This is a genomic window from Microcystis sp. LEGE 08355 (assembly GCF_015207185.1).
In the GTDB taxonomy this organism is placed as follows: domain Bacteria; phylum Cyanobacteriota; class Cyanobacteriia; order Cyanobacteriales; family Microcystaceae; genus Microcystis; species Microcystis panniformis.
In genome coordinates this window covers 1-4658 of sequence record NZ_JADEXI010000371.1, presented here as the reverse complement: position 1 = coordinate 4658, position 4658 = coordinate 1, and the positions used below count along the sequence as shown (strand labels likewise).

Here is a 4658-nt window from a genome sequence, read left to right as displayed (position 1 = left end):
GATTTATTCAGCAGACCCTAGATTAGACTCCGATTAAACTCTGCATCGCACGTCCCATATTAGCCGGTTTAAAAGCTGCCATGGCCGCGGTCGGTTCATAGCCGCAATGTACCATACAATCGGCACATTGAGGATTGCCACTGGCCCGACCGTAGTTATCCCAATTGGTTTCTGCTAAAAGTTCCCGAAAGCTTTTGTAATGACCTTCGTTAAGCAGATAACAGGGTTTTTGCCATCCTAAAAGACTATAGCTAGGACTACCCCAGGGAGTGCATTCATAGTCCTGTTCACCGATGAGAAAATCGAGAAAGAGAGGATTATGGTTAAAATTCCACTTTTTCTGACCTGATTTCCAGGGTGAGAGAATTTCTCGGAATAAAGCTCTGGTTTGCTCCCGTTTTAAGAAACTATCTTGATCCGGGGCCCACTCATAACTGTAACCGGGGGAAATCATCATACCATCGATACCCAAAGTAGCGAGAAAATCGAAAAATTCCTGCATTTCTCGCGCATCTGTGCCTTCAAAAACCGTGGTATTAGTAGTAACCCGAAAACCTCTCGCTTTCGCCGCTTTAATCCCTTGTACTGCCTTATCGAATACTCCCTCTCGATCCACACAGCGATCGTGATGTTCTTTGAGACCATCCAGATGGACACTAAAGGTAAGATAGGGGGAAGGAGTAAATTTATCCAGGCTTTTCTCCAATAACAGAGCATTGGTACACAGATAGACGAATTTTTTTCTGTCCACTAACCCCTTGACAATTTCATCGATTTGTGGATGTAAAAGCGGCTCGCCCCCGGGGATGGAAACCACGGGAACCCCGCATTCTTCCACCGCTGCGAAACATTCTGCTGGGGTGAGATGATTACGGAGGATTTCCGGGGGATGTTGAATCTTACCGCAGCCAGTACAGGCTAAATTACAGCGAAATAGGGGTTCTAGCATTAAAACTAAGGGAAAACGCTTTTTTCCTGCTAGACGCTGTTTCAAGATATAGGAAGCAACCACTAAAGCTTGTTGTAGTTGGACAGCCATTTGCTCACACCAATAGGATTCTAAGTAATTATAGACTGTTAAGTAGTTGGACAAAAGTCAAGTTAACTGTGGGGTAAGGAGTCAGTAGCCGGTCGTCAGGAGTCAGGAGTCGGTCATCAGGAAGAATTGCGGCAATTTACATTTCTTAAGATAGACAACAGAATTTATGTCCGACTACTTAACAGGGCATCAAGGCATAGGAGCCTAGAAAATGGCAAAATAAATAAAAGCTGAGGGCTTTTTTCCTGTTTACTTGATTATCACCTTGATCTAGCTGATGGCTCCAAGACTACTGACTTGAAAGTGGGAAGTGGGAAGTGGGAAGTGGGAAGTGGGGAGAATAAATAAAAAAGTCTCCTATCTCCTGACTACTGACTACTGACTCCTAACCTTAACGACAATTTTTGATTTTTACCAGAGGTCTATTATGAGTTCTTTAGGCGATCGCTTTAAGAAATTTGCGGGAAAAACTCGCTATGTGGTCTGTCGCTTATTTTTGCATCTCTACGGCCAAGAAGTCGCACCCCTGATCGGTATTCTTAATCGTACCGGCCGGGAGGCGATCGATTCCGAAGGCGATTTAGAGGTCATGGGAGAGGGTTTAGTAGAAATTTGTCAAAATCTGCTGCAGATGAACCTCTATTGGTTTTCTGTGGCTAATGAGGGCGATATTTTTTGGAGTGAGGGGGAAGCGGGAGACTACGTTAACGAACTGTTTACCGATTCCGCGGCCAGATACTTAAGTGAATCGGTGTCTGGGGAAGTGGGGGAAAAGGAACCCTTAACTTTACCCGTCACCGATAACTTAGTTGTTATGATCACAATAGCATTCGAGGGTGAGAGTGCTGCTTTAGAAACTAGCCTAGCCGATCGAGAGGCCCTGGAAGATGGTTTAAAATCAATAATTAACCTTCACTACCAAGGTCGGCTGCGTGCGATTCAGGTACATTTTTCTCCTGCTCAATTGGGGGATGAATTGACCAATGAGCAACTATTACTCAATTTCCCCGAATTACTGCCTTTATAGTCTTAATTTTGCCCTTATGCTGCGCCAAGTAACGACAATCCTTTTAATTCTTACCCTTTGTTGCACAACGGTGGCCTGTGGTTCGTCGTCAAATCAAACTCAGTCACCGTCAGCTAATAACAGTAGTGTAAGACAAGAATCCAATCAGGTTAGTAGCGGTCGCTACGAGGTGCAACAAGCTACCTACGATGACGGAGATGGCACTTATACCTTAATGCTGTTAAACACCCCTGCGGGGACTTCTCCCCTCTTTCGCACCACTAACCTGCAAATGGCTAGATTAAGCGATGAAGCTATTGCTAAAGGGGAAAAAACCGCGGTAGAAATCAACGGTGATCAGGCTACCCTGTACATGACCGAAGATTTTAAAATCGAGTATGTCCATAATGTCACGGAAGTGCGGAACAATCCCCAAACCGGACAACAGGAAACCGTGGTGATTCGGCAAGAATCGAGTTTTTGGAGTCCTTTTTTCGGTGCTGTTGCTGGTCAAGCTTTGGGTAGTTTGCTCTTTCGTCCTCAATACTACGTTCCTCCCCTCTATACTCCGGGGGGTGTGATGACCGGTTTTGGTGGTTACGGTTCCACCTATAATCAGGCAGTAGATCAATACCGGACTAAACATAATAGTCCACCTCCGGCAGTCAAAAACCGGCAAACTCTCCGTTCTACTGGCAATTTACGTCGTTATCCCAGTAATACTTCCTCTAGTCCCAATCGCAGCACCACCACCACCACAAAACCCAGTGGTTCCGGTTATGGTTCCAGTACCCTGAAGAATTCGGGTAAATCTGATACTGTCAAACGTTCTCCTAGTTTCGGTTCCTCCGGTTCCCGACGTACCCCTAGTCGCAGTGGTTTCGGCAGCAGCAGACGCGGCCGACGTTAGGAGGATTTGACTGGAGTGGTGGAAGATTAATCCTGTCTTCCCCACCTCAGAGATTGGGGACAGCAACTACTTAGGGTCTGCTGAAAAAGTTTTTCCTGGGGACAGGGTGTGGGGTGTGGGGTGTGGGGTGTAGGGTTTTACCGATTTTCATCTGGTCAATTACCTAATTTTCAGGGAAAAAGTCCAGGAATTTTCCCCCCGACCACTCCCATATCCGGTACTTGTTGATTTCCAAAAAGTCTTACCTAACAAGGTTTTAAGATTTATTCGGCAAACCCTACTTAGGAGCAACCATTTTGCGAATTTCCGAATAGAAAACCGTCTGGCGATCGCCATTGACCGACTGGATAATACTGGTACGCAATCTCAGATTAGGACTAGCAAACCAGATTCTTTCCTCGATACGATGGTGATTGTCCTCGATGGTTAAAGTTAAAGCTTGATCGCTTCTGAGATGATATTCTCCCAGCGCTGCCGATTTACCGTCCGATGTGATTAATTTTCCTTGCCAAGGATTCTCTGAGGGCAGCCAAACTAAATAGCTAGAACCGATTTTTTTCGGTTGTCCATAGTCCACGGAATTATCCCAAGTCGCTTTCCATCCCCCTAGACTGGCCGGGGACTGACAGTTATTCTCTAAACATAATTGCACCACATCGGCAGCATCGGCAGCCAGCAAATCGATGGTGATTTCTGCTTTATTATTGGCAACTTTTTGGGCAGCTAATTGATAACTGGTGCGCTGAGAAAACCATTTACCCGCACAGAGATTAATAAATTCTTGAATGTCCATGAATGGCTGTAGGCAAAGATCGATCGCTCTGAAAGAATAGATTATTTATTCTATCACCTAGACGTTGGCTAATTTTTGCAAGGATAAACAGGCCGCTTCGCGCACTTGCGGATGTTCGTCCTTGACCAAAAATTTTAAGGCTGCGATCGTTTTTTCCGCCGGAAGGTGGCCTAAAGCTTCCGCTAATCGCTGCCGGATTAACCAGTCATCGGAGTTAACAAAAGTTAAAAGCTTCTCGACGGTTTCCACTGCTTTGATTTCCCCAAGAGCGGCAATAGCGGCCTGTTGAATAACCGCTTCGTTACTATCGAGGGCCGATAATAACACCTGTTTAGCCCGAATATCGCCCAAATTGCCCAAAGCGACGGCAGCACTGAAGCGGACTAACCATTGCGTGTCTTCGTAAAAAGCCCGTTGTAGGGGTTCAAAAGCGCGAATATCTTCTAAATAACCTAAGGCCCCCGCAGCATCGGCGCGAATGCCATAATCGGCATCATTGGCTAACAAATCCACGAGGATAGGAAAGCATTCCTCGGTTTGTTTGACTCCCAAAGCAAAGACAGCCATCGATCGCACTGGTAGCATTTCATCATAAAGGACTTTTTTGATCAAGGGTACAGCTTCCTCCGGCGTCACTTCTCGCAGGGATGCCAAGGCCAGCAGACGATCTTTAGAGTTGCTGCTTTCTAACTGGAGGGCAATGGCTTGTGTATCAGGCTTACTCATTTTTGTCAACCACTTGTAATATTTCTTTAATTCTAACGCAATTCTTGGCAATTCAGAAACGAGAGCGGGGAAAGGATTTCTTGAGGATTTCTTAAGGATTGAGGCGAGAGTTGACTTCCTCCTGGAAACTATAATTTAAGTATGGTAGTACCATTTTTCATAAGTAATGGCAGAGATGGTTAAT

Annotated in this window: 5 protein-coding genes; 2 read left to right on the top strand and 3 right to left on the bottom strand. The window is 45.5% G+C overall.

Annotated features, from left to right (window positions below; genetic code table 11):
• Positions 1 to 22: 22 nt before the first annotated feature.
• Positions 23 to 1039: an adenosyl-hopene transferase HpnH gene (hpnH, locus tag IQ242_RS17175; protein WP_193960809.1), complete on the bottom strand. Its 1017-nt coding sequence runs from the start codon at positions 1037 to 1039 to the stop codon at positions 23 to 25.
• Positions 1040 to 1466: 427 nt separating this feature from the next.
• Between hpnH and IQ242_RS17170 the strand changes: the two genes are divergently transcribed.
• Together IQ242_RS17170 and IQ242_RS17165 are read left to right on the top strand one after the other, a co-directional pair.
• A complete protein-coding gene (locus IQ242_RS17170) occupies positions 1467 to 2066 on the top strand; it encodes a DUF1517 domain-containing protein (RefSeq protein ID WP_193960808.1) in 600 nt (199 codons plus the stop codon).
• Complete coding sequence (locus IQ242_RS17165) at positions 2023 to 2955, top strand: hypothetical protein (RefSeq protein WP_193960807.1); 933 nt, start codon at positions 2023 to 2025, stop codon at positions 2953 to 2955. Before IQ242_RS17170 ends, IQ242_RS17165 begins: the two co-directional genes overlap by 44 nt.
• 277 nt (positions 2956 to 3232) lie before the next feature.
• Here the strand turns inward: IQ242_RS17165 and IQ242_RS17160 are convergent, their stop codons facing one another.
• On the bottom strand, positions 3233 to 3748 hold the full coding sequence (locus IQ242_RS17160) for a phycobiliprotein lyase (RefSeq protein ID WP_193960806.1): 516 nt from the start codon (positions 3746 to 3748) through the stop codon (positions 3233 to 3235).
• Between the two features lie 57 nt (positions 3749 to 3805).
• A complete protein-coding gene (locus IQ242_RS17155) occupies positions 3806 to 4474 on the bottom strand; it encodes a HEAT repeat domain-containing protein (RefSeq protein ID WP_193960805.1) in 669 nt (222 codons plus the stop codon).
• Between the last annotated feature and the right edge of the window lie 184 nt (positions 4475 to 4658).